The sequence below is a fragment of the Bradyrhizobium sp. genome (genome assembly GCF_035484855.1).
Classification (GTDB): Bacteria; Pseudomonadota; Alphaproteobacteria; order Rhizobiales; family Xanthobacteraceae; genus Bradyrhizobium.
This window is the reverse complement of record NZ_DATHOP010000231.1, coordinates 1-19393: the sequence shown is the minus strand read 5'-3', so window position 1 is coordinate 19393 and position 19393 is coordinate 1. Positions and strand designations below refer to the sequence as shown.

Sequence of the window (19393 nt, the reverse complement as noted above, 5' to 3'; positions counted from 1 at the left end):
GGAGCTGGTCGATGGAATAGCCATGCCGGAACGGATTTCGGTCACGCTTGACACCGTGGACAAGGTATTGCCCGACCTGCCCCGAATGGCCCGATTGGCCCTTGGCTATGGTTCGAAGCTGCAGTGCGGCACGCTCGACGTCACGCTGCCCGACGGCCGGACCGTCCGGCTGGGTGGCAATGCCCCCGGACCGGCCGCGGCCATGAAAGTCTACGACTATGGTTTCGCGTCGCGGCTGCTCCAGGGTGGCGACATCGGGATTGCCGAGGCTTATCTGCACGGCGAATGGGACACGCCCGACCTGACGCAATTTCTCTTTCTGTTTTGCGTCAATCAGGACTGGATGCAGACGATGCGGATCGGCAACCCCCTGCTGCGTTTCGTTGAGGTTGCCCGCCACTGGTTCAACCGCAACACCAGGCGCCAGGCGCGCCGCAATATCTACGCCCACTACGATATCGGCAACGCCTTCTATTCGGCTTGGCTCGATCCGGGCATGACCTATTCCTCCGCCTTGTTCGAGGATCACACACCCGATCTGGCCGCCGCGCAAAACAACAAATACCGCAGGCTGGCCGAAGCCATCGATCTCAAGCCGGGCCAGAAATTGCTGGAGATCGGCTGCGGCTGGGGTGGCTTTGCCGAATATGCCGCCAAGGTCTGCGGCGCAAAGGTGGTCGGGCTCACCATCAGCCACGAGCAGCGCGACTTTGCGCAGGCGCGCATCCAGAAAGCTGGTTTGGCCGACAAGGTCGAAATCCGCCTGCAGGATTACCGCGACGAGCGCGACCGCTACGACCGGATCGCATCGATCGAAATGATCGAGGCGGTCGGCGAGGAGTTCTGGCCCAGATATTTCTCGCAGCTGCGCGACCGGCTGCTGCCGGGCGGGCTTGCGGGCATTCAGGCCATCACCATCCAGGATCGTTTGTTCCAGGCCTATCGGCGCGAAGTCGATTTCATCCAGCGCTACGTTTTTCCCGGCGGCATGCTGCCCTCGCCGCAGGTCTTGAAATCGCTTGGCGAACGCTTCGGCGTTCCCGTCATTCGCGAACGAATTTTCGGGCAAGATTATGCCAAGACGCTCGCGATCTGGCGAAGCAATTTTCGCGCGGCCTGGCCGCACCTGATGCCATCGGGCTTCGATGACCGGTTTCGTCGGCTGTGGGAATACTACCTCGCTTATTGCGAGGCCGGCTTCCTGTCGGGAAATATCGACGTGCGACAGGTGGTGTTCGCGAAGTCGACTTAGCTGCACTGCGGCGAACCGTCAAAACCAGCTTCCACTTTGGCTGATCGCGCTCTAGGGTCGTTGCAGGAATTGGCAACGCACCGGCAAGATTTCGCGCACATGAAAATCAATCACGACGTCGTCGAAGCGATCGGCAATACGCCTCTCATCAAGCTCAAGCGTGCTTCGGAAGCGACCGGCTGCACCATTCTGGGCAAGGCCGAATTCATGAATCCCGGCCAATCGGTCAAGGACCGCGCCGGCAAATGGATGATCCTCGAGGCCGAAAAACGCGGCGAGCTCGAGCCCGGCGGCCTCGTGGTCGAATCGACCGCCGGTAACACCGGCATCGGCCTTGCCGTCGTGGCGAGTGCGCGCGGCTACCGGACATTGATCCTGATTCCGGAAACGCAGAGCCAGGAAAAGAAGGACATGCTGCGGCTGTGCGGCGCCGAACTGATCGAGGTGCCGGCGCTGCCCTTTTCCAATCCGAACAACTATCAGCATGTCGGAAGGCGGCTAGCCGACCGGCTGCGCACGACCGAGCCGAATGGCGTGCTGTTCGCCGACCAGTGGAACAATCTCGACAATGCCAAGGCGCATTACGATTCGACCGGTCCTGAAATCTGGCAGCAGACCGGCGGCAAGCTCGACGGCTTCATCTGCTCGGTCGGCACCGGCGGCACACTCGCCGGCACCAGCCGGGCTCTGAAGGAAAAGAACAAGGACATCGTCACAGCCTGCGCCGATCCGCATGGTTTTGCGATGTATGAACTGTTCAAGCACGGCAAGGCGAAATCGACGCCGGGCGATTCGATCACCGAAGGCATCGGGCTCGGCCGCGTCACGCCCGTGATCGAAACCGCTGTGGTCGACGACGCCTTCCTGATCTCGGACGAGGAAGCCGTGACCGTGATCTACGAATTGCTGGAGCACGAGGGCCTGTGCCTCGGCGGTTCCACCGGCATCAACGTCGCTGGCGCGATCCGGCTCGCCAAACAGCTGGGTCCGGGCAAGACCATCGTCACCATCCTCTGCGATTCCGGCAACCGCTATCAGTCAAAACTGTTCAATCCGGCCTTCATGCGCTCGAAGAACCTGCCGGTGCCGGAATGGATGGAGAAGCGCAGCAAGATCGAGTTGCCGTTCGAGAAGGTGTGATCGCCCGCTTCGTCGTCCACGTCAAAACGCCCGGCGGCCCGAATCCGAGCCGGATACGCGCGCCAGACGCTCCGCGGCGACGGAGGCCGCACGCGCGGTGGGCGCCGGCTTGTCCGGCCTTCCGGCCGCTCCGCCCAACGCAGCGCCGTCGTGATCGCCGCTTGGCCAAAACATCAGCGCCAGCAGAAGCACCAGATTGACGGCAGCGCCGACGATCGTCTCATTGTGGTCCTGCCCGAGCGCCAAGGCCGGAAACTTGCCCGCGACCAGTTTGTCGAGGATCAGGATCGCGACCCATGCCGGGATCACGCAGACCGGATCCCAGCCGATATCGCGGACCCGCATCGACTGCAGGGTGAAGGTCATATACGCAAATCCGAGGCCGGCGACGATGACCGGCCATCCGATCAGTGCCGCGGACGGCAGCGCGGCCCTCGGGTTGTAGGGATAGAAATAACTGGCGATCGCAAAGCAGATGCCCGTCATCACGATGGCGAGGACAATGGTGGCGAGGAAAAATTGCATTCGCCCGAGGCGGACGTTGAAACCGAACAGGAAACCCAGCATGGCGCACCCCTTGGGACCAATTGCGCACACATTGCTTTCGGCGGGATGAACGGCGTCGATACCCGAAGGCTTATGGTTTCCAAACGCTTGCGGGAACTTTTAAAGCCGCAAGTCGAAACCTTCAGCGCAAAATCTGGCTGAGGAACAATTTGGTCCGCGCGTGTTGCGGATTGGCGAAGAAACTCGCCGGCGTGTTCTGTTCGATGATTTGCCCCGCATCCATGAACACGATCCGGTTCGCCACTTCGCGGGCAAATCCCATTTCATGGGTCACCACCAGCATGGTCATGCCTTCCCTGGCGAGGTCGACCATGGTGTCGAGCACCTCCTTGACCATTTCCGGATCGAGCGCCGAAGTCGGCTCGTCGAACAGCATCACCTTGGGGTTCATGGTCAGCGCGCGCGCGATCGCCACCCGCTGTTGCTGGCCGCCGGACATCTGGCCCGGATATTTGTTGGCCTGGTGCGGGATCTTCACCCGCTCCAGGTATTTCATGGCGGCGGCCTCGGCGTCCTTCTTCGGGACATTGCGCACCCAGATCGGCGCCAGCGTGCAGTTTTCCAGCACCGTCAAATGGGGAAACAGGTTGAAACTCTGGAACACCATACCGACTTCGCGGCGGACTTCGTCGACGCGGCGCAAATTCGGACCCAATTCGATGCCGTCGACGACGATCTCGCCTTCCTGAAACTCCTCCAGCGCGTTGATACAGCGGATCAGCGTCGACTTGCCCGAGCCCGATGGACCGCAGATCACGATGCGCTCGCCTTTTCCGACATCGAGATTGATGTCCCGCAGCACGTGAAAATCGCCGTACCATTTGTTGAGGCCAACGATGTTGACGATCGAATTCTCGGTCATGATGATTTACTCAACTGCGCCGGTGGGGGTTCAGCCGGTGCTCGACGAACAGTGAATAGCGCGACATTCCAAAACAGAACGCGAAGTAGATCATGCCGGTGAAAGCAAAGCCGGTGAACAGGGTCGAAGGCGTCGCCCAGACCGGATCGGCGAACGAGGCGTGCAGCGAACCCAACAGATCGAACAGCGCCACGATCGACACCAGCGAGGTGTCCTTGAACAGCGCGATGAAGCTGTTGACGATCCCGGGAATGACGTGGCGCAACGCCTGCGGCATCACGATCAGCGCCGTCGTCTTCCACCAGGACAGGCCGAGCGCGCTGGCGGCTTCGCTTTGCCCGCGCGGGATCGCCTGCAGGCCGCCCCGGATCACCTCGGCCTGGTAGGCGCCGGCGAACAGCGCAATACCGATCAGCGCGCGCACCAGGCCATCGATGGAGAAATTTCCGGGCAGGAACAGCGGCAGCATGTAGGTGGCGAAGAACAGCACGGTGATCAGCGGCACGCCGCGCCAGAACTCGATGAATGTAATCGAAAACACCCGGATCAGCGGAATGGTCGAGCGCCGCCCCAACGCCAGCGCGATACCGACCGGCATCGACGTGACGATGCCGGTGACCGACACCACCAACGTCACCAGAAGCCCGCCCCACAGCCTGGTATCGACGAGCGGCAATCCGCCGTGCTGGAGCCCCATGACGCCGATCACGACGCCGATGCCGGCAAAGGTCGCGAGGCAGACGACGAGCGGGCGCCAGCCGGTGCGAATCCCGCCGCTCCAGAAGAACACCAGGAGCGAGACGATGGCGGCCGTGAGCGCGAAGTCGGTCCATACCGGCTGGCCGGACGCCTGGATCTGCTCGGCAAGCCAGGTCAGCGGCCAGACCAGCCAGGTCACGGCGGTGCCGAGCAGCGCGATGAGTTTCCCGAGCAACAGAAGAAGCGGCCCGATGACCGCGGTGTTCTCGCCTGCGCTCGTCAGCGCATGGCCGGCGTCCGCAATACTGTCGGCCAATCCAGCCAACAGGCCGGCCGCCCAGCTCACGCCAAAACCTTTGATGCCGCCGCCATGCAGCAGGAAGAACGCCACGATCGGAAACGCCGCGAAGAACAGCCCGGCATTGAGCCCTTTCGCTGGCAATCGTGGAATCAGAAGCGGCAGCAGCAACAACGCGGCGAGGAAGAAAGTCAGGTTGACCCGCCAGCGCTCGGCCTCCGGGTAAAATCCGTAAATGAACTGGGTGAACTTCGCCGCGATGTAGGGCCAGCACGCGCCGACCGGGTGTCCCGCATTCTCGGCCAGGCAGGCGTTGCGGTCGGTACCGCGCCAGACCGCATCGACCAGCAGGAATTTCAGCGCCGGAATCACGGTAAACCAGAGCAGCAGCAGGCTCAGGATGGTGAGCAGGATATTGGTCGGCGAATTGAACAGGCGGGTACGCAGGAAGCCGACAAAGCCGGTCGTCTTGACCGGTGCGGCACGTTCGGGAACGAGTTCCTGACGGACGAACGATGAGGATGAGGCGGCGATATCGCTCATGGGCCGAGGCTCCGGCCGAGCCGCCATCCGTAGAAGCTCATGATCGCACTCGTCACCAGCGAGATCAGGAGATAGACGCCCATCGTGATACCGATGATTTCGATCGCCTGCCCGGTCTGGCTCAGCGTCGTTCCCGCAAACACCGAGACCAGGTCGGGATAGCCGATCGCCACCGCCAGCGACGAATTCTTGGTGAGGTTGAGATACTGGTTGGTCAGCGGCGGCAGGATCACGCGCAGCGCCTGCGGCACCACGATCAGCCGCAGCACCGAACCCCGCTGCAGCCCGAGCGAAGAGCCTGCTTCCATCTGTCCCTTGTGCACAGACTGGATGCCCGCGCGCACGATCTCGGCGATGAAGGCCGCCGTATACATCGACAGCGCCAAGGTCAGCGCCACGAATTCCGGAATCAGCCGCGAGCCGCCCGAGAAATTGAATCCCTTGAGGACGGGAATTTCAAACGTGACGGGAGCGCCGAACAGCAGCGCTGACAACAGCGGCAGCCCGATCAAGAGACCCAGCACATAAGGCCAGATCCGGATCAGCCTGCCGCTCTGGAACAGCTCGCGCCGCGCATAACGGTGCAACACCAGGCAGACGAGGATTGCGATCAGGACCGCGAGCGCGAACGGCTCGAAGCCGGGATTGCCGATCGGTTTGGGGACCACGAGACCGCGGTTGGAGAGAAAGACGAGGTCGAACAGCGAGACGCTCTGCCGCGGATTGGGCAGCGCGCCGAGCACGGCGAGATACCAGAACAGAATCTGGAACAGCAACGGCAGATTGCGGATGCCCTCCACATAGGCGCCGGAGATACGCGACAACAGCCAGTTAGGTGACAGCCGGCCGAGCGCCACCATGAACCCGATCACGGTGGCGAAGAAGATGCCGATCACCGCGACCAGCAGCGTGTTGAGCAGACCGACGAAAAACACGCGGGTATAGGTGTCGGACCCTGAATACGGAATCAGGTTCTGGCTGACGTCAAAACCCGCCGTGCGGTCCAGGAAGCTGAAACCCGATGTGATCCGCTGCGTGGCCAGATTGGCCCGCGCATTCTCGACAATCTCATATCCGATCCAGACCAGTACCGCGACGAACAGGATCTGGTAGGCAAATCCGGCCCAGCCGGCCCGGCCACCGAGAGCGCGTTTCAGCCGGAACGCAAACTGCGACGGTGGTGGTCGGGCCTCGATGGTCATCGCCGCGAGCCGCTCGGCGTGCGATCAGCGGATCGGCGGCGCGTACTGGATGCCGCCCTTGTTCCAGAGCTGGTTGAGGCCGCGGGCGATCCCGAGCTTCGAGCCGGCGCCGACGTTGCGGTCGAAGGATTCGCCGTAATTGCCGACCGCCTTGATGATGCGGGACACCCAATCCTTGGTGACGCCGAGCGATTCACCGAAATTGCCGTCGGTGCCGAATATCCGCTTCAGCTCCGGCTTGTCCGATTTCGCCATGTCGTCGGCATTCTTCTGGGTGATGCCGAGTTCCTCGGCGTCAACCATTGCAAACAGCGTCCACTTCACCAGATCGAACCATTGATCATCGCCATGGCGCACCATCGGGCCGAGCGGCTCCTTCGAGATCACCTCGGGAAGCACGACATGGTCGGCCGGATTGGCAAGCTTCAGTCGTTCGGCATAGAGCTGCGAGACGTCCGAGGTGAACACGTCGCAGCGTCCAGACTCGTAGGCCTTGACGGTTTCGTCGGCGCCGCCGAACGCGATCACCTCGTACTTCATGTTGTTGCTCTTGAAGTAGTCGGCGAGATTCTGTTCGGTGGTCGTGCCGGTCTGCACGCAGACCGATGCGCTGTTCAGTTCCAGTGCCGAATTCACCTTGAGCGATTTCTTCACCAGAAAACCCTGGCCGTCATAATAGGTGACGCCGGTGAAATTGGCGCCGAGCGAGGTGTCGCGGGAAAGCGTCCAGGTCGTGTTGCGCGAAAGCACGTCGATTTCGCCGGATTGCAGCGCGGTGAAGCGATCCTTGGCCGACAGCGGCACGAATTTGACCTTGGTCGGGTCGTTGAAGATGGCAGCAGCGAGCGCGCGACAGATGTCCACGTCGATGCCGGTCCAGTTACCCTTGTCGTCGGGCGCCGAAAAACCCGGCAGGCCCTGGCTGACACCACAGGACAGCATGCCGCGGTCCTGGACCGTTTTGAGCGTTTGAGCCAAGGCGGACTCACCGGAGAGCGCGGCGGCAACGGCGAAGGTGAAAACCAGAGTTAGACGTTTCATGGCAAAGCCTTTCAAGGGTCGTCCGGGAACATTTGCGCACATCGATGGGCCAACCCCGTGATCCACTGCTGCACCGAGCTGTAGCAAACGTCGTGCCGACAGGCAGTTCCGCGTGCGGTCCGCTCAGGCAATGGATCGAAGGTCGCGGCAAGCCCCTCAACGTGCGGCGACTGAATAGCTGGCGCGCATCACAGAACGGTTGGCGGGCCGGGTCAAGGGGTTGACGGCCCTCTTCAGTACCCTGTTAGTAGCAAACCCGGCCCGATCCGCCCCAGGCGGGGCGTCGCAGTTGCGACAAAGGGTCTTTTGGCAGCGGCGAGCGCATGAATTCTTCAGCAGATGACAAGGTGTCCAAGCCGCGTCAGGTCGAAACCGAACTGGTGACGGCGGGACGCGACACCAGGGCGCAAAAGGGATTCGTCAATCCCCCTGTGGTCCACGGCTCCACCGTGCTCTATCCGACCGCCGACGATCTGCACGCCCATCGCGGCGAATTCCAGTACGGCCGCAGGGGAACCCCGACCACCCGGGCGTTGCAGCAGGTATTGATGGCGCTGGAAGGTCCGCAATGCGCCGGCGTCGGCCTGGCGCCATCGGGCCTGTCGGCGATCTCGACCACGCTTCTGGCGGTCCTGAAAGCCGGCGATCATTTGCTGGTCTGCGACAATGCCTACCGCCCGACGCGCAATTTCTGCAACGGGATGCTGGCCCGCTATGGCGTCGAAACCAGCTATTTCGATCCCCTGATCGGCGCCGGCATCGCCGAGCTGTTCAAACCCAATACCAGGGCGGTGGTGGTCGAAGCACCGGGCTCGCAGTCCTTCGAAATGCCGGACATCCGCGCGATCGCGTCGGCCGCGCATGCGCGCGGAGCACTTGTGATCGACGACAACACCTGGGCGACGCCCTTGTACCATCGTTCGTTGGAGCAAGGCGTCGACATCAGCATGCAGGCCGCGACCAAATATATCGGCGGCCATTCCGACATCATGTTCGGCACGATCTCGGCCAACGCCAAGGCCTGGCCGCTGGTCGCCGAGACGATCCAGCTGCTCGGCGTCTGCGCCGGCCCGGATGACGTGTTCCTCGCGATCCGCGGCTTGCGCACGCTCGCGGTGCGGCTGGCGCAGCATCATCACTCCGGACTCGAGATGGCGCGCTGGCTCGCGGCGCGGCCCGAGGTCATCGCGGTGTTGCACCCGGCGCTGGAAAACCACCCCGGCCACGCGATCTGGAAACGGGATTTTACCGGAGCCTCCGGGCTGTTCAGCATCGTCCTGAAGCCGGCCCCGCGAAAGGCCGTCGATGCGTTGCTCGACACCGTCGAATTGTTCGGCATGGGCTACTCATGGGGCGGCTTCGAGAGCCTCATCATTCCCTTCGACTGCGCCGACTATCGCACCGCCACCAAATGGGCGCCGGGCGGACCGAGCTTGCGGCTGCATATCGGACTGGAGAACGTCGAGGATCTCAAGGCCGACCTCGCGCGCGGATTCGACGCCTTCAACGCAGCGTAGCCGGATCACCCAGGATCGGATCGATGTCAGGATTCGGCGCTGCCACGTTGACCAGATCAATCAACGAGATCTGTGTCTGGATCGATCAGACCGCGCTGAGCCAGGCCATCCAGGTTACCAACTGGGTGGTGCCGACGGTGCAGACCATCCACATCCTGGCCATCGCCGTCGTGGCAAGCTCGGTCCTGATGATCGACCTCCGCCTGATCGGCGCGTTCTGGGCGGACCGGCCGGTCCGCGAGGTGGCGGCGCGGTTCCTGCCGCTGGTCTGGTGGCCGCTGATCATCCTGTTTGTAACCGGCGCCGTCATGATCGTCGCCGAGCCGTCGCGCTCGCTGAAGAATCCGGCCTTCCAGCTCAAGATGGCGTTGCTGGTCGCTGCCCTTACCGTCACCGCGACGTTTCAGTTTCTGCAACGACGCAATGCGGCGTTCGGCGATCGTCGCTCGCGCGCCGCGGCGACGATGATCGCGATCATCTCGATGCTGCTGTGGTCCTCGATCGTGTTCGCCGGCCGCTGGATCGCCTATTACGCCTAACCGATGGAATCGATCAGCAGCGTGTCGCTAGATCATCAAAAGGATTGTTCCGGTGGAGCTTGACCGCGTGCTGGGGTGGCTGCAGGCGACGTCCGTCGCTACCACGATCAGCGAAAACGAGATCATCTTTCCCTGGATCGAGTCCGTCCACGTTCTGGCGATCGTGCTGGTGGTCGGTACGATCTCGATCGTCGATCTGCGCCTGCTGGGAGTTGCCTCGCTCGATCGCACGGTCAACCGCCTGATGTCCGATGTGCTGCCCTATACCTGGGGTGCATTCGGCATCGCCGCGATGACAGGCTCATTGATGTTCTCATCGGACGCCGTGCATTATGCCCACAACTCCTTCTTCCGGGGCAAGCTGGTGCTGCTCGCGCTGGCCGGCCTCAACATGGCGCTATTTCATCTCGTCGGCATCGGCGACGTCGAGCGCTGGGGAACGAGCAGGCAAACGCCGGTTGCGGCCAAGGCGGCTGCGGCTATCTCTCTGCTGATTTGGATGGCAGTCGTTGCATGCGGCCGTGGAGTCGGCTTCACAATGCACTGACTTGACGCTACCTTGGCCCACGCGGCCGAACCGCATTCCCCGCAGGGAGAACTGACCGTGAGAGTTGGCCCGCTTGGTAGTCTCGTTGCTGTTCCGCTGGCGATGATTGTGGCGACCTCGATGGCATGGGCCCAGGCGCCGAAGAAAGCGCCAACGGTCATCAATCCGGCGCCAACCGCCCAGGATTGGGCTGATCTCGGGAAGCTTCCGGATTGGAGCGGGGTGTGGAATCCGAAAATCACCGACCAGGACGCCCAGGTCAAAACCAATCCGCCGCCCTGGAATGAGGCCGCTGCCAAGAAGATCGAGTTCATGTTCGCCGAGGAAAAGGCCGGCCGGCCTCGGCTGATCTTTTCCTACTGCCTGCCCGAGGCACATCCTTCTTGGATGCTGATCAGCCACAACGCCATGGAAATCCTGTTCACGCCGGGCCGGGTGACGCTGCTCGGCGAGTCCGACGGCAACCGGATACGTCGCATCTATACCGATGGCCGGGGACATCCGGAAATTTCGGACCCGACCTTTCACGGTCACTCGATCGGGCATTGGGAAGGCGACACGCTCGTCGTCGATACCGTCGATATCGTTCCGCAGGCGCCGCTTGCCGTCAGCGAGGCCGCGGGCCTGCCCAACAACGGCGACATGCACGTGATCGAACGGATCCACCTTGCCGACAAGGATATCCTGCACGACGATCTGGAAATCATCGCGCCGAAGATTCTCACCAAACCATGGAAGACGACGCGAATCTTCTTCCGGCAGCGCGCGCGCAAATTCGACATTGTCGAGGGCGTCTGCGAGACCGGCGACCTGGCGGAACGGGTCAACGCGGAAGGCGACAGCGTTTTCGTCCCGGTGGAGAAGTCGGTCTGGGGTCATACCATTGCCGTTCCGGCGAAATAATTGGCACACAAGAAACACCAGGAGAGACCCATGCGGCAAGTCATCAGGTCGGTCGGCGCACTCGCTGTGCTTTGCATGCTGGCTGCGGGAATTTCTTCGGTGTCGGCACATCACTCCTCGACCATGTTCGATCATTCCAAGACGCTGACCATCAAGGGCACCGTGGTGGAATTGCGCTGGGTCAACCCGCACGTCACGCTCACCGTCAACGGCTCGATCAACCCGGATGAGGCGCCGGCCGACTGGCTGATGGAAATGACCAGCCCCGGCAATCTGGTGCGCGCCGGCGGCTGGCGCCGCGACGCGGTGAAGCCGGGCGACATGGTCGAGATCGATTTCAGCCCGCTGCGCGACGCCGACAGGAAAGGCGGCGCCTTGAAAAAGCTCACCGTGCTTGCGACCGGCGAAGTCTTCACCGCCAACATCCGCGAGCAGGAAAAGCCCGGACTCGAATAGCGGCAGCGGATTCACGCGATGTCCAAGCATCCCGGATTTGCACGGACCACCGCTGCGGCGATCGCGGCGTTGACGCTGACGTTAGCGACGGGCCCGGCGCCGGCGCAAGAGCTGCCGAGCGCCAAAGACACGATCTTCGCCCGCAAGATATTGATGGGCGCCATCGACACCAACATGGATGAGGTCGAGACCATGCTGGCGCCGGAGGGCAAGCTCAACCTGGCGGACGCCCAGGAGCATGCGGAAACGATCTCGACCATGCTGATGGCGTTTCCCCACCTGTTCCCGCCCGCGACCAATCAATGGAAGGCCGGTGCCGAGCGCGATCCCGCAACCGACACCTTTGCCTCGCCCGAGCTGTGGACGAATTTCGCGGATTTCTACCAGCGCGCGACCGACGCTTCGAAGATCGCCTGGAGCGCCAGCCGCGCCAAGCGGGCCGCCGACTTCAGGGCGCTGATGGCGCAACTGCGCGAACGCTGCAACGCCTGTCACGCGTTGAACCTGAAGATCGACTGACTTTGCGGGTGAGGCGTCGATCGACGGTCCGGTCGGCCTGCTCCTTCTCCGGGCGTTCGTAGCCGACCCGGCAATTCCACAGGGGTGCCCCTTTCGAGCGAGCGGGCTGCCGCGTCCGCAAACACGGATCGCGCCGCAGCATGGGGGAAAACCCCTGCTGCATCGCGCGCAAGATCGGGCAAATTTTCGCCCACGGCTCAATGATCCCTGGCACGCCCGGATGTTTGCCAAAACCCCAGCATTGCTCGCGACTTAGGGCGTTGCCGGCCGGCTGGCCCCGCGCCCGCCGATCTGCGGACCCGCGCTTCGAACGATAACCCTCCGTTCACCATGCGGACAAATCCCTCGCCTCCTTGCCGCCGACTCCTGCAACAGGCAAGTCCGCTTACACCTTTACTGCTTAGTCATCCCTGACGAGGGGTTCCCGTCACATGGCCGTCTGCGCCGTGCGGCGTCATCGTAGATAGTGAAAGCGTATGCATACCGCACGTATCATCGTCCTGGTTATCGCGCTCAGTGCCGGTGGCATCGCCGCCTACCTCGTGAGTGGCTCCGACAACAAGCCGGCGCCGGCCGAACCGGTCGCACAAATGCAGACGGTGGACGTTCTCGTCGCCAAATCCGACATCGGCCTTGGCCAGACGGTGACGCCCGAGGACATGCTGTGGCAGACCTGGCCGGCGGCGACCGCAAGCAACACCTTCATCCGCCGCAGTGAACGACCCGACGCCAACACCCAGATTGCCGGCTCGATCGCACGCGCGCCGTTCATCGCCGGCGAGCCGATCCGCGAGCAGAAGCTGGTCAAGGCCAACGGCTCGGGCTTCATGGCGGCGATCCTGCCGACCGGCATGCGCGCGATCTCGACGGAAATATCGCCGGAGACCGGCGCCGGCGGTTTCATCCTGCCCAACGATCGGGTCGACGTCATTCTTACCAAGCGCGAGAAGAACGCCGACCGTCCGGGCGCGCCCGACGTCGTCAACTCCGAAGTCGTCCTGCCCAATGTCCGCGTGCTCGCGATCGACCAGGCGCCGAAGGAAAAGGACGGCCAGAACACCGTGATCGGCAAAACGGTGACGCTCGAGCTGCGGCCCGAGCAGGCCGAGACGCTCGCCCGCGCACGCCAGGTCGGCACGCTGTCGCTGGCACTGCGCAGCATCGCCGACATCAACATGGTCGAGAACAAGCCCGACGCCGACGCTCCGAAGCGGGGCGAAAGCGTCAACGTGGTGCGCTACGGCATCGCAAGCTCGACGACGACACAGAAGTGACCGGAAGGACGCTCGACATGACATGCAGGGTAACTCAGCTGGCGACGCGAGCTTTGGTGGTCGGCGCCCTTTCGGCGGTCGCCGCGCTGGCGCTCTCACCGGCGCTGACGCCGGTGGTGGCGGCTGAGACGGCGCCGGTCACAACGCCGCCCGCCACAACGACCCCCGCAGTAACGGCTGCCACAGTGGCGGCGCCCGCCGCGACCGAGCCGGCCGCGGCACCACAGACCACTGCCAGCATACCGGTCAAGGTTCACTTCCTGGCGCTCGGCATCGGCAAGTCCATGATCATCGATCTGCCGCGCGACGCCAAGGATGTGCTGGTCGCCGATCCCAAGATCGCCAACGCCGTGATCCGCTCACCGCAGCGCGCCTATATCATCGGCGCCGCGGTCGGCCAGACCAACGTCGTGTTCTTCGACGCCGACGGCCAGCAGATCGCGGCCTACGACATCGCGATCAAACGCGATCTCAACGGCGTGCGCGCCGCCCTGAAGCAAGTCATGCCGGGGATTCAGATCGAGGGCGTCGGCGAAGGCGTCATGTTGACCGGCTCGGTATCGAGCCCGGTCGAGGCGCAGCAGGCCGGCGACCTCGCGGCGCGGTTGGTGGGAGGCCCCGACAAGGTCGTCAACTCGATCGTGGTCCGGGGCCGCGACCAGGTGATGCTGAAGGTCACGGTGGCGGAAGTGCGGCGCGACATCGTCAAGCAGATGGGCGTCGATCTCTCGGCCAGCATGAACTACGGCACCGCGGTCGTGAACTTCAACAACAGCAATCCGTTCACGGCGAACGGCGCCCCGCTCGTCGCCGGCAACGGCCTCGGCATTGCCGGCATCACCAATGGTCTGCCGTCGGTCAGCGCGACCATGCGCGCGATGGAAAGCGCGGGCGTGGTGCGCACGCTGGCCGAGCCCAATCTTACGGCGATCTCGGGCGAATCCGCGACCTTCATTGCCGGCGGCGAGTTTCCGATTCCCGCCGGCTATTCCTGCGACCCCACCACCCATGTCTGCACCACCCAGATCAGCTACAAGAAGTTCGGCATTTCGCTCAACTTCACGCCAGTCGTGCTGTCGGAGGGGCGGATCTCCCTGCGGGTGATGACCGAAGTGTCGGAATTGTCGAGCGACAACGCGATCACGGTGTCGCAGGCGCTGACCTCCACCACGACCAATTCCATTACCATTCCTTCGATCAAGACCCGTCGCGCGGAAACCACGCTGGAAATTCCCTCCGGCGGCTCGATGGCGATGGCCGGACTGATCCAGGAACAGACCAAGCGGGCCGTCAACGGACTGCCCGGCCTCGACAGCCTGCCCGTGCTTGGCGCACTTTTCCGAAGCCAGGACTTCGTCAACAACGAAACCGAGCTGATGGTTCTGGTGACGCCCTATGTGGTGCGGGCGGTCGCCCAGAAGGAGCTGTCGCGTCCCGATGACGGGTTTGCGACTTCCTCTGATTCCCAATCGACGCTGCTGGCCCAGATCAACCGGATTTACGGCATCTCCGCCCACGCCGAGCCGGTTGGAAACTATCAGACCAATTTTGGTTTCATCATCGACTGAGACGGCACTGGCCGATCAATGGGGACGAGGACGACAGCGATGACAAACAGAATAGCGGTCGATCGCCAACGAAACCTGCGCCTGTTGGGCGCACTTTTCGGCCTGTCAGCGGCGCTGGGCGGCTGCAACTATACCAGCGGCGAAGTCGCCACCGCGAGCATTCCCGACGATTACCGCTTGCGTCATCCGATCGCGATCGAGGAAGCCGACCGTTCGGTCGTGATCTTCGTCGGTGAAGGCCGCGGCGGATTGTCGGCTGCGCAGCGCAATGACGTCATCGGCCTGGCCCACACATGGGTCAGCGAAGGCACCGGCGCGGTCGTGATCGATGTGCCCATCGACACGCCGAACGCGCGGGCCGCGGCGGCAACCTCCCGGGAAGCGCAAGGCGTGCTCGAGGCAGGCGGCGTGCCCGCGCGCGCCATCAGCGTGCATCGTTATCATCCGAACAATCCCCGAACCTTCGCAACGATCCGGCTGACTTATCCAAGAATTGCGGCGGTCGCCGGCCCCTGCGGCGTGTGGCCGGAAGATCTCGGGCCCTCGATCATGAACGAGCGCTATTTCGAGAACAAGGAATACTACAATTTCGGCTGCGCCTATCAGCGCGACATGGCGGCGATGGTCGCCAATCCGGCCGACCTGGTGCAACCGCGAAGTGAAACGCCGCCCTACACCGCGCGGCGTTCGGAAGCCTTCGAGAAGTATCGCAAGGGCGAGCCGACCTCGACCGTCTATCCCGAAGGCGAAAAGGCCAAACTCAGCGAGGCCGGTAAATGATCCGCGGCGCCCGTCACGATTCCGAAGAACTGCCTGATATCGCGCCGCCGCCTGCGGACGAATACATCGCTCCGGCACCGCGGGTGTCGGTGCAGGCCTTTTGCGAGAGCGTCGAGACCGCCGACGCCGTGCGCTCGGCGGGCGAAGACCGCCGCCTCGGCAAGGCCCATCTGACCGTCAAGATGGGCGGCGTCGCGGCCGCCATCGAAGCCTATGGGACGGTACCGACCCCGAACGTCATCATTCTGGAGACCGAAGGCGGCAGCGATATCCTCGCCGGCCTCGATGAACTCGCAGGCGTCTGCGATCCCGGAACCCGCGTCGTCGTGATCGGCACGCCCCACGATACCGCGCCCTATCGTGAACTGGTGCGACGCGGCGTCAGCGACTACGTCATCGGACCGGTCAAGGCGCTGGACGTGGTGCGCTCGATCTGCAGCCTGTTCTCGAGTTCGGAAGCGATCCCGGCCGGCCGCATCATCGCCGTCGTCGGCGCCAAGGGCGGCGTCGGTTCCTCCACCATCGCGCACAATGTGGCATGGGCGATCTCGCGCGATCTCGCGCTTGATTCCGTCGTCACCGACCTCGACCTCGCCTTCGGCACCGCCAGCCTCGACTACAATCAGGACCCGCTGCAGAACATCGCCAACGCGATGTTCTCCGGTGATCGGCCCGACACCGCGCTGATGGAACGGCTGCTGGCCAAATGCAGCGATCGCCTCAGCCTGCTGGCCGCGCCGGCGAGCCTCGAGCGGGTCTACGATTTCGGCGAGCAGGCCTTCGACGCGATCTTCGATACCTTGCGCATGACCACGCCCTGCATCGTGCTGGACATCCCGCACCAATGGTCGGCCTGGACCAAGCGGGCCCTGGTCGGCGCCGATGACATTCTGATCGTCGCCGAGCCGGACCTCGCCAATCTGCGCAATGCCAAGAACATGCTGAACATCCTGAAGGCGGCGCGGCCCAACGACCGTCCGCCGCTGTATTGTCTCAATCAGGTCGGTCTGCCGAAGCGCCCGGAAATCAACGCGCGCGAGTTCGCCAAGGCGATCGAGAGCCCGCCGATCGCGGTCATTCCCTTCGATTCGCGGATGTTCGGCGCGGCCGCCAACAACGGCCAGATGATCGCGGAAATCTCCGCACGCCACCGCACCACCGAAAAATTCCTGCAAATCGCGCAGCGGCTGACGGGCCATGCCGAAACCAAGCCGCGCGGCTCGTTCCTGTCGCCGATCATCCGGAAGTTGCGGGCCAAATAGACCGCGCGGTCAGTCGGGGCGCCGGGCGGCGCAGCCGGCGGCTTGCCCGCCTCGGCCCGTGCATTGTCCTTGGCCGCGAGCGACCCGCCGAATGCTCACAGGTTAAGGCCAAGTTCCCCTTAACCAGCCCGCATACTCCGCTGGGATGAGGCGATCGAACGCGGCAAATTCGTCGCGCCCGATCGCGCAACGCACGACAAGACGCGGCATTATTTCAATGAGTTGCGGCCGCGCTTTGACCTAGTCGACGAATTGAGCGCCGAGTTCGCAACCGATCCGCCACGCCAGCCGACATTGGCGCGGCCGGCCTTCCGACAGGATGATGGTGAACTCAGGCGGAACGTCGAGATACTCGGCGATCACCTTCACTCCGCCATCAGACACGTCCGTGATCATGCAGTCGCGCGGCAACGAGCCGGTTCCGAACTGGATCTTCGCGACCCTTCTGCACATACGACGTTCGCTTTTGCGTCGATTCACCAGCATGACGATCCCCAGGTTGTTCGATAATGCTTCATCCGGCATTCCAGCCGCTTTTAAAGAAGAATTATTTGAATCTTCCTAGCGATGCCGGTCGCAATGTAATTTTGTTTTCCGATTTCTGTTAGTGAGTCGTTCAGACCTGTGTCGGAAGCGCGCCGACCGCCATTTGCCGGCTTCCTCCGTCCGACAGCGGCTAGCGATCCAGCGTCTGCGATTCGCGCGCGCGATGTTTCAGGATCAACATGATGTTGCGGACATAGATGATGGTCGCCAACGCCTGCCCAACGATGATCACGGGCTCGCGCTTGACGAGGCCATAGACCAGCGTCATCAATCCGCCGCCCATCGAGAAGAACCAGAACGCCATCGGCACCACGCTTTTTCCGGCACGCTCGCTCGAGATCCATTGCACCAGGAAGCGCGCGGTGAAGAACAATTGCGCGACCAGGCCGAAGGCGAGCCAGAAATCGAACTTGGCGACGAAAACGTCGTAGAGATAATTGCCGAGCGCTGCGCCATATTGAATCAACATCATTGCACCTCGGTCGCGACCGGCGTCGGTTTCTTGCGGCGGATCAGCCACCAGACGCCGGCGAGATCCATGATCCCGATTCCCAGCCGGTCGAAAAAGCCGTAATTCGACACGCCGGAACGGCGCGGCCGGTCTATCACGTCGACATAGGCGATCGCAAAACCCTCGCGGCGCACCAGCGCCGGCAGGAAGCGATGCAGCCCGTCGAAATAAGGCATCATCAAAAACACCTCGCGGCGGAACGCCTTCAGGCCGCAGCCGGTATCGCGGGTACCGTCGCGCAGGATGGCGTTGCGCACGCCGTTGGCGATGCGCGACTGCAGTTTCTTGAAGCCGCTGTCCTTGCGTCCGACCCGTTGGCCGGCGGCGAGACCGACCCGCGCGCCGCCATTTTCGATTGCCGCGATCAGGTCCGGCAGGAAAGCCGGATTGTTCTGGCCGTCGCCGTCGAGTGTCGCGACGATGGCGCCGCGCGCGGCGCGCACCCCGCTGCGCACCGCCGCCGACTGACCTGACGAGGTCGCGTGGCGTATCTGGCGCAGATTTCCGCGCTGCTTCATGATCGCCGCGAGCCGATCAGCCGTCGCATCGGTCGAGCCGTCATTGACGTAGATGATTTCATAATCCCATCGGCCGTCGAGGGCGGCCGCGATCTCGGCGATCAACGGCGCCACGTTCTCGGCCTCGTTGCGTACGGGAACCACGATGGAAACGGCCGCCGCGGCTGTGGCAGAAGAAGGCAAATCAACACTCACCGTTAGGGTTTTCCCGCAGCTCGTCCCGCTTGTGTCCGAAGGTGACGGCGCCCGCTTCTTATGGGGCAGAAGCCTCGTGGGCAACCCTTTTGAGCCGGCCCAGAGCGAGCGGCGCCATCGCGCCGCCACGGTGGATGGCAAACCCAAGACGGCGAATCGCAAACCAATACCGCACGCCCATCGCACCGACCACGCCGATCAACGCCCCCGCTACCACGTCGCTGGGATGATGGGCCAAAAGCACCAGCCGGCTGCCGGCGATCAGAACGGCATAGACCATCATCGGCACCCGCGCCCGCGGCCAAACCGCACCGACCGCGAACGCCAGCGCGAAAGCCGTGACGGCATGAGCCGAGGGAAAGCTGGCATAGGCTTCGGTTCCGGCGAAGTGCACGAAATTGAAGGCATTGGCTTTGCCGCCGACAAACGGCCGGCCGCGCCCGACGATCCATTTGACGACCTCGCCGAACAGAATTGGAACCAGCACGGCAAAAAACACGAACTGCAGGCGCAGCCCAAAACCAAGCAACTGAGCTCGTGAAACGCCGCGCCGCCGCAAGGAAAGAATGGCAACGGCGAACAGCATCCCCGCCAGCAGCCACAGCACTCCGGCCGCTTTGCCGAAATCGGTCAGGATCCCGACCGGCCAAAGGC

At 63.1% G+C, this 19393-nt stretch carries 21 protein-coding genes; 12 read left to right on the top strand and 9 right to left on the bottom strand.

Annotated elements, in window-relative coordinates:
• Positions 1-22: 22 nt before the first annotated feature.
• Positions 23-1252: a cyclopropane-fatty-acyl-phospholipid synthase family protein gene (locus tag VK804_RS26440; protein ID WP_325375717.1), complete on the top strand. Its 1230-nt coding sequence runs from the start codon at positions 23-25 to the stop codon at positions 1250-1252.
• Positions 1253-1351: 99 nt separating this feature from the next.
• Entirely contained in the window at positions 1352-2392 is a 1041-nt protein-coding gene (locus VK804_RS26435; protein WP_325375715.1) for a cysteine synthase A, read from the top strand.
• Between the two features lie 21 nt (positions 2393-2413).
• Here the strand turns inward: VK804_RS26435 and VK804_RS26430 are convergent, their stop codons facing one another.
• The 5 genes from VK804_RS26430 to VK804_RS26410 all read right to left on the bottom strand — a co-directional run bounded on the left by VK804_RS26430 (position 2414) and on the right by VK804_RS26410 (position 7604).
• On the bottom strand, positions 2414-2959 hold the full coding sequence (locus tag VK804_RS26430; RefSeq protein WP_325375713.1) for a DUF805 domain-containing protein: 546 nt from the start codon (positions 2957-2959) through the stop codon (positions 2414-2416).
• Between the two features lie 121 nt (positions 2960-3080).
• Complete coding sequence (locus VK804_RS26425) at positions 3081-3821, bottom strand: amino acid ABC transporter ATP-binding protein (RefSeq protein WP_325375711.1); 741 nt, start codon at positions 3819-3821, stop codon at positions 3081-3083.
• A gap of 10 nt (positions 3822-3831) precedes the next feature.
• Entirely contained in the window at positions 3832-5361 is a 1530-nt protein-coding gene (locus tag VK804_RS26420; RefSeq protein ID WP_325375709.1) for an amino acid ABC transporter permease, read from the bottom strand.
• Positions 5358-6563, bottom strand: a complete 1206-nt coding sequence (locus VK804_RS26415) for an amino acid ABC transporter permease (protein ID WP_325375707.1) — start codon at positions 6561-6563, stop codon at positions 5358-5360. Before VK804_RS26415 ends, VK804_RS26420 begins: the two co-directional genes overlap by 4 nt.
• Positions 6564-6587: 24 nt before the next feature.
• Entirely contained in the window at positions 6588-7604 is a 1017-nt protein-coding gene (locus VK804_RS26410; protein ID WP_325375705.1) for an amino acid ABC transporter substrate-binding protein, read from the bottom strand.
• Between the two features lie 323 nt (positions 7605-7927).
• Here VK804_RS26410 and metC point away from each other — a divergent pair, with 323 nt between their 5' ends.
• From metC to VK804_RS26360, 10 genes are all read left to right on the top strand, one after another.
• On the top strand, positions 7928-9121 hold the full coding sequence (gene metC, locus VK804_RS26405) for a cystathionine beta-lyase (RefSeq protein WP_325375703.1): 1194 nt from the start codon (positions 7928-7930) through the stop codon (positions 9119-9121).
• Between the two features lie 47 nt (positions 9122-9168).
• The gene (locus tag VK804_RS26400) at positions 9169-9660 is read left to right on the top strand and encodes a DUF6644 family protein (protein WP_325375701.1); all 492 of its coding nucleotides are present in this window, start codon (positions 9169-9171) and stop codon (positions 9658-9660) included.
• A gap of 52 nt (positions 9661-9712) precedes the next feature.
• Entirely contained in the window at positions 9713-10207 is a 495-nt protein-coding gene (locus VK804_RS26395; RefSeq protein WP_325375699.1) for a DUF6644 family protein, read from the top strand.
• 57 nt (positions 10208-10264) lie between these two features.
• Entirely contained in the window at positions 10265-11110 is an 846-nt protein-coding gene (locus VK804_RS26390; protein WP_325375697.1) for a hypothetical protein, read from the top strand.
• A gap of 30 nt (positions 11111-11140) precedes the next feature.
• Positions 11141-11566 carry a DUF6152 family protein gene (locus VK804_RS26385; protein WP_325375695.1) on the top strand — a complete coding sequence of 142 codons (426 nt, stop codon included), beginning with the start codon at positions 11141-11143 and terminating at the stop codon, positions 11564-11566.
• 18 nt (positions 11567-11584) lie between these two features.
• Positions 11585-12085 carry a cytochrome c gene (locus tag VK804_RS26380; protein ID WP_325375693.1) on the top strand — a complete coding sequence of 167 codons (501 nt, stop codon included), beginning with the start codon at positions 11585-11587 and terminating at the stop codon, positions 12083-12085.
• A gap of 476 nt (positions 12086-12561) precedes the next feature.
• Complete coding sequence (gene cpaB / locus VK804_RS26375; RefSeq protein WP_325375691.1) at positions 12562-13359, top strand: Flp pilus assembly protein CpaB; 798 nt, start codon at positions 12562-12564, stop codon at positions 13357-13359.
• A 17-nt stretch (positions 13360-13376) separates the two neighbouring features.
• On the top strand, positions 13377-14927 hold the full coding sequence (locus tag VK804_RS26370) for a type II and III secretion system protein family protein (protein WP_325375689.1): 1551 nt from the start codon (positions 13377-13379) through the stop codon (positions 14925-14927).
• A 39-nt stretch (positions 14928-14966) separates the two neighbouring features.
• Entirely contained in the window at positions 14967-15707 is a 741-nt protein-coding gene (locus VK804_RS26365) for a CpaD family pilus assembly protein (RefSeq protein WP_325375687.1), read from the top strand.
• Entirely contained in the window at positions 15704-16969 is a 1266-nt protein-coding gene (locus tag VK804_RS26360) for an AAA family ATPase (protein WP_325375685.1), read from the top strand. Before VK804_RS26365 ends, VK804_RS26360 begins: the two co-directional genes overlap by 4 nt.
• Positions 16970-17209: 240 nt before the next feature.
• On the opposite strand, the gene VK804_RS26355 is transcribed toward VK804_RS26360, so the two are convergent.
• The 4 genes from VK804_RS26355 to VK804_RS26340 form a co-directional block, all read right to left on the bottom strand.
• On the bottom strand, positions 17210-17455 hold the full coding sequence (locus tag VK804_RS26355) for a PilZ domain-containing protein (RefSeq protein WP_325375773.1): 246 nt from the start codon (positions 17453-17455) through the stop codon (positions 17210-17212).
• Positions 17456-17645: 190 nt separating this feature from the next.
• Positions 17646-17984 (bottom strand): lipid-A-disaccharide synthase N-terminal domain-containing protein, encoded by a 339-nt coding sequence (locus VK804_RS26350; protein WP_325375771.1) that lies wholly within the window; start codon positions 17982-17984, stop codon positions 17646-17648.
• Positions 17984-18739: a glycosyltransferase family 2 protein gene (locus VK804_RS26345; protein WP_325375683.1), complete on the bottom strand. Its 756-nt coding sequence runs from the start codon at positions 18737-18739 to the stop codon at positions 17984-17986. Before VK804_RS26345 ends, VK804_RS26350 begins: the two co-directional genes overlap by 1 nt.
• A gap of 58 nt (positions 18740-18797) precedes the next feature.
• Positions 18798-19393: phosphatase PAP2 family protein (locus VK804_RS26340; RefSeq protein ID WP_325375681.1), on the bottom strand; the 596-nt coding region annotated here is incomplete at its 5' end.